Here is a 6,355-nt window from a genome sequence, read left to right as displayed (position 1 = left end):
CATGCTCTTTCCCTGTACTCCTAGATCCGAGCGATGCAATCAATGCTTATGCAGACGGAACGAACATCTATATAACCACCGGAATGTACAGGTTTGCGCAGAGTGATCAGGAACTTCAGCTCGTGATAGCCCATGAGCTAGCTCATAACTCAGAAGGGCATCTTGATAAGAAACTGGGCAATACAATTCTCGGGGCTGTTTTAGATGTAACTGCAGCAGCATACGGCATAAACACACAAGGTGCCTTTTCTGATGCGACTTCGAGAATGTTTTCTCAGGAGTTTGAAAGGGAAGCTGATTATGTCGCTATGTATATGCTCTCTAAGGCAAGCGTGCCCACAATTGAAGCGGCAAATTTTTGGAGGCGCATGTCAGCAGAGTACCCCGGAAGCATAAAGGGTTCATTTAGTGCATCTCATCCAGCAAGCGCTGAACGTTATCTAAATATTGAGGCTACGGATTTGGAAATAAGAAATAAAATAAATTCTGGCTCTGCTTTAATGCCTGAGAGGAAATAAAGAATCAAGAGGTTTTCCTGGTACTGATAAGTTGAAACTTCTCCATCTTGATGCGACGTAAAAAAAGCTTGCACCAGCGCGGTCAGTAACGCGCCCCGCAAACTGCAAAGCCAGAGATACAAGATGCATGACTTGGTGCAACTCGAAGTACGATCGGGTTCGGTTCGGTGCTCGGTGGGGAAAAAGCCGTTGCAGTTCTTCGGCTTGAGGGCAACCGACCGGTTCGGTGGACGCAGAACGGTATTGACAAGTTAACTACTCGAATCGAAAAAACTGCTATTACCAACTACTATATCGCCACCGCCTTTTCCCAAGACGTAAAGGCACGCTGCCTGAAATCTCGATAGTTCTGGGCGGAAAGATGGTGACGCCCCAAATTGAATAAATTTGAGACAGCGGAATGAACATCCAAGAGCCGCTGTGCTTGCGCTATCGACTTGAACCTTCTCATACCCCGTTCTCTAACCCTCGTGGGTTGATGCGAAAGCTCGGCACGATTGTTGGCGTAGGCTCTCCAAAGGTAATGCAGCTTGCCACGTATCTTCACGAACACTGCATCGATGAACAACATGTCGCCGTAGCCCTGATATTCTCATCTCAGTCGCCGGGCATAGTCAGGCCCGAACTTGTTGCACCAAAGGCGGATTGCTTCGTAGCTGACAGTGATGCCTCTTTCCGCCAGAAGGTCTTTGACGTCGCGGTGACTCAGGTTGAATCGATGGTAAAGCCAGACGGCATACCGGATGATTTCACCGGGGAAACGGAGTCGTTCGTACATTCTTGATAATTTCGTGCTGGAATTCTGGCAGAAGAAGCGTTGATTTGTCAGTTCCTTCCAACAAGCTCATGGAAATCCAACAGTCTTTGCAGTAAAATTTCCCACTAAAATACTCAACTATTCTAACCCACTCTAATCACAAGGTTTTTTGTCTTCAACACCAAGGTACATACATGTCTACAGTCGCAGATCTAATAGCCGTAAGCTCGGAAAAGCCAGTTTACCCGCAAACCAAGTCTAAGTGGTTCGGAAAGGCGGCCGACGCTAAGAAGTTGCGCCTGGTGTTCAGTTTCTACTCCCCCGATGGCAACGAAGTGGCCATGCCCTTGGCCGCCATGTCTGCCTACCTCAAGCGCGACTTCCCGTGGGTAGAGGTCATCCTCAAGCCCATCCTGATCGTGCGTGATGAGGTGGCCTACAATCCCGAGAACTATGCACGCAGCATCCTCGAGCTCAAGCCCGATGTGATCGCGTTCTCCGTGATGAGCCCGCATTGGTACCCGATGGAACCCTATTTCGAGGTCCTTAAGTCCATGCAACCGGAATTGCCGATCTGCATCGGCGGCTATCAGGCCATGCTCTCGCAAGAGCAGACTATCCAGAACCCCAATGTCGACTTCATCTGCGTGGGCGACGGCGAATACGCCATCGGCAATCTCATGCAGTTCCTGCGTGGCAGCAAAGACGGTGCTGTGGACGGCATGTGGGAGAAGCTCAACGACGGCGAAGTGTTCCGCACCGAACCACACCAGATTGGCGACCTCGCATCCTTGCCATTCCCCGATTACGACATCTTCGAGAAAGACGGCAACTTTGATGATGTGAACACCTCCATCTTCGGTCCGAAAGAGAAGGTCGTTCTGCCGGTGATGACTGGCCGCGGCTGCCCCTATCGCTGCACCTATTGCTGCAATACTCCGCTGCTGGACGCCTGGAAGGTCAAGAAAGAATTCTTGCGTAAATATGACCCTGAAGCCATGGTCACCGAACTGATTCGCCTGCGCGATCGTTACAACGTAGGCTACTTCGAGTTCTGGGACGAGCTGTTCCTGTCTAATCTCAAGTTTGTGCATGCCTTCTTCGCGATCTATAAGGAGCGCATCGGCTTGCCTTTCTCCATCAACTCCCGCGTGGAGGTGATGAACGAGAAATTCTGTGCCGAGGCTAAAGAGGCGGGCTGCCACACCATTTGGTTCGGTATTGAGAGCGGTGACGAGACCTATCGTTCCACCATGCTGGGCCGCAAGATGAAGAACGCGCAAGTGATAGAGGCAGCCAGGGCCTGCAAGGCGGCGGGCATCAATCGCCTGACCTTCAACATCGTCGGCATGCCGCTGGAAACAGCGGAGAATATGCGCCAGACGCTGGAACTGAACCGTCTCATCGCACCCGAGTTTTTCTTCTTCTTCCCCTATATCCCGCTACGTGGCACGCCATTGTATGAGCGCGCCAAGGCCGAAGGCCTGTTGCTGACCACGAAGAGGAACTTGCACTATCTCTCTGCCGCCAACGACAAGCAGTTCTCTTTGAACATGAAGGAGCAACCCGAGCTTCTTTCGGCCGAGCAGTACAACGAAATCTGTCAGGAGATGCTGGTTTTCCAAGAGAGCAATAACCGTTTGAGCTTTGCCGATGACGCAGGGGTTGAGCAGTTAGCCAGTGTGGAAGACAAGAGCTTCAGCTTGGTGGACGACGAGCAGAAAGCAGCCTTCGCGGAACGTAAGTACGAGGCATATCCCGTGGAGATGTTCGAACCGATTGCAGCAGCGCAAGCCGAGAACAGCAGCGGCATTATCTCTGGTATTCGCGGCCTGTTCCGCAGCCCTTAAGCGCTCTGAACCGTGCCGAGCCATGCGTGAAAATCAATGTCGCCAGCCGTCGATTTCTGAACGAAAATTAGTAAGATGTCGCCTGAACGCGATGTCATGACGGTTCTTTTTGGGGTGGATTCAACGTCGAAGTGCAACGCCTGATGGTGGTTTGGTGTAGCGTATCGACATTATCTTTCGGCTTTGCCGCAAGAAGCGCGACACGATGGCGTGCCCAAGCTACAATGCAGCCATCCATCCACCAGCAGCAACAGTGTCCCTAAACTCTGATGACCACCCTCACTCGCCGCAGCTCCATCCCCGTCCGCGTTGGCTCCGTTACCGTGGGCGGAACTGCGCCGGTGGTTGTGCAATCGATGACCAATACTGATACGGCTGATATCGTATCGACTGTGGCGCAAATCAAAGCGTTGGCGCGCGCTGGGTCGGAGCTGGTGCGCGTCACAGTGAATACCGATGAAGCTGCAGCGGCGGTGCCATATATTCGCGATCAACTAGCGAGAATGAATGTCCATGTTCCCATCGTGGGCGATTTTCATTTCAATGGGCACAAACTACTTAAAACGCATCCGGCTTGCGCAGAAGCATTGGCCAAGTACCGCATCAATCCGGGCAACGTCGGGTACGGCAGCAAACGCGATCTGCAATTTGCGGAGATGATTGAAGTTGCCTGCGCCAACAACAAACCAGTACGCATCGGCGTCAACTGGGGAAGTCTCGACCAGGATTTGCTCACGCGCTTGATGGATGACAACTCCAAACAGGCCGAGCCACTTAACGCTAACGATGTGATGCGCGAAGCACTGGTCGTATCCGCACTCGACAGTGCCGAGCGTGCCGAACAATTGGGACTCGCCCATAATCGTATCCTCATTTCCTGTAAAGTCAGCGGCGTGCAAGATTTAATTGCGGTATATCGCAACCTTGCCAAGCGTTGCGATTACGCGCTGCACTTAGGGCTCACCGAAGCAGGCATGGGCTCAAAGGGCATTGTCGCCTCCACTGCGGGCATGGCCGTGCTGTTGCAAGAAGGCATTGGCGACACGATTCGCGTCTCGCTCACACCAGAACCCAACGGCGATCGCACCAACGAAGTCATCGTTGCACAGGAGATACTGCAAACGATGGGGCTGCGTTCATTTATGCCCATGGTGATTGCGTGTCCCGGCTGTGGTCGCACAACGTCAACGTACTTCCAAGAGCTCGCGCAAAAGATTCAAAATCACATCCGCCATCAAATGCCGAAGTGGCGTAAGCATTATGTCGGCGTGGAAGATATGACGGTAGCGGTGATGGGCTGTGTGGTAAATGGTCCCGGCGAAAGCAAGCACGCAAGCTTAGGCATCAGCTTACCGGGTACGGGCGAACGACCCGTTGCACCCGTCTATATCAATGGCGAAAAAGGCCCCACGCTCAAAGGCGAGCACATCGCCGAAGAATTTCAAGCGCTTGTTGATGACTACGTCGTTAAACACTATGTAAGAAGAGCGACATCATGAGTGAGCTTAAAGAGCAAAGTTGTAAACCCCCTGCGAAGGTAACATCGCACCGCACTCCGTGTCCGCATTGTACGCAGTCAAGGTCGTGAGTCGACTGTCTTCAACCGGGCCGCCCACAGTGAAGTTCTAGAAACTTTGCCACTCGCGTGCTTCGATCCTGAAGGCCGCATGGACTGGATCGTCGAAGTAGCAGCCGATCCCTGTGCCACGGATGCCCGCCTCTTCGGCTTCAAGATAAAGCAGCTGGCTCACCATGCCAGCCGCCCAGCACCAGCACCGTAAACGTAAAGTCGATGTACGTGGCGTGCATGTAGCTGCCGTTCCACGACACAGTCCATTCGGGCACGGGCTTCACGAAGATATTCCATCTGCCCTTTTTTGTGCAAAATTCAGGTTAAATACCATAAAAAATGCAATATGGTTTTTAAAATTGCATTGCTGATTTTTTTCTACTGCCCGGAGAGGTGCTCCTTCATCCAGTTGATCAGTCCCCCCCTGAGCAAGAACTGCACTTGTCGCGGCGACATGTTGTGGCGCACCTGAAACGTCTGCTGGCGCGTAACGTTCTCAACCAACAGATTGCCCCCCGCTACGAGCACGCGCCGCAGGTCGGACAAGCGCAACACGTCACCGGTCTGAATGCCATCGTAGTCAGCAATATCGATGAAGGTCAGCGGCAGCACGCCGAAGTTAATCAGGTTTTGTGAGTGGATCCGCGCGAAGCCCTTGGCCAGGACTGCGCGCAGCCCAAGGTACTGGGGGCCCAGCGCGGCATGCTCGCGGCTCGATCCTTGTCCGTAATTGCTCCCGCCCACCACCACGTGGCCCTTCACATGTTTGGCTCGCGCGGCGTAGGTGTGATCGATCCTGTCGAAGGAGAACTCAGCGATTCTGGGAATGTTGCTGCGGAACGGCAGCACCCGCAAGCCTGGCGGCATGATCTCGTCGGTGGAAATGTTATCCGCCACCTTGAGCAGCACCGGCACTTCGATCTCATCCGGCAGCGGCTCGAAGGTTGGCAGCGAAGCGATGTTCGGGCCCTTCACGAGGGCCACTTGGCGCGCCGCCTCCAGCGGCAACGGCGACATAAACATCTCGCGGTTGATGATCGGGTTGTCGGGATCAGCGATGCGTGGGTAGGGGATGCCGAGCGTGCGCGGGTCCGTAATCACGCCGGTGAGCGCCGACGCCGTAGCGGTCTCCGGGCTGACCAGACAGACCTTGTCCTCGCGCGTGCCGGAGCGGCCGGGGAAGTTGCGCGGCACCGTGCGCAAAGAGAGTTCATTGGTGGCCGGTGCCTGGCCCATGCCGATGCAGCCGTTGCAGCCGGCCTGGTGCAGCCGCGCGCCGGCGTGCAGCAGGTGAGCGATGTGGCCGTCGCGCATCAGCGTTTCCAGTTGCGCTCGCGACGTGGGATTGATGTCGAACGACACGCGGTCGTTCACGCGGCGACCCTGCACCATCATTGCGGAGACGGCGAAGTCGCGGTAGCCGGGATTGGCCGACGAGCCGATATACGCCTGGTAGATCCGTTCGCCGGCGACTTCGCTGACCGGACGTACATTGCCCGGGCTGGACGGCATGGCGATCAGCGGCACCAGGCTGGACAGATCTATCTCTTCGTACACGTCGTAGGTCGCGTTCGTATCCGCGACCAGCTCGACCCAGTCCTCTTCGCGCTGCCAGGCGCGCAGGAAGCGGCGCACCTCCTGGTCGGAAGGGAAAACGGTG

The 6,355-nt window shown here is 54.6% G+C and carries 4 protein-coding genes and 1 pseudogene; 3 read left to right on the top strand and 2 right to left on the bottom strand.

All coding sequences use genetic code 11. The features are described from left to right. Positions 1-518: M48 family metallopeptidase (locus tag ACESMT_RS00835; RefSeq protein WP_372824309.1), on the top strand; the 518-nt coding region annotated here is incomplete at its 5' end. 289 nt (positions 519-807) lie between these two features. On the opposite strand, the pseudogene ACESMT_RS00830 reads toward ACESMT_RS00835, so the two are convergent. Next, positions 808-1,296, bottom strand: a pseudogene (locus ACESMT_RS00830) (transposase). Positions 1,297-1,469: 173 nt separating this feature from the next. Here ACESMT_RS00830 and ACESMT_RS00825 point away from each other — a divergent pair. Next, a complete protein-coding gene (locus ACESMT_RS00825; RefSeq protein ID WP_372824307.1) occupies positions 1,470-3,125 on the top strand; it encodes a radical SAM protein in 1,656 nt (551 codons plus the stop codon). Between the two features lie 269 nt (positions 3,126-3,394). After that, positions 3,395-4,624, top strand: a complete 1,230-nt coding sequence (gene ispG, locus ACESMT_RS00820; RefSeq protein ID WP_372824305.1) for a flavodoxin-dependent (E)-4-hydroxy-3-methylbut-2-enyl-diphosphate synthase — start codon at positions 3,395-3,397, stop codon at positions 4,622-4,624. Between the two features lie 449 nt (positions 4,625-5,073). On the opposite strand, the gene ACESMT_RS00815 is transcribed toward ispG, so the two are convergent. Beyond that, positions 5,074-6,355: aconitase family protein (locus ACESMT_RS00815; RefSeq protein WP_372824303.1), on the bottom strand; the 1,282-nt coding region annotated here is incomplete at its 5' end.

It is taken from the genome of Polaromonas sp., assembly GCF_041689105.1.
Classification (GTDB): Bacteria; Pseudomonadota; Gammaproteobacteria; order Burkholderiales; family Burkholderiaceae_C; genus Polaromonas.
This window is presented reverse-complemented; position numbering and strand designations above follow the sequence as displayed.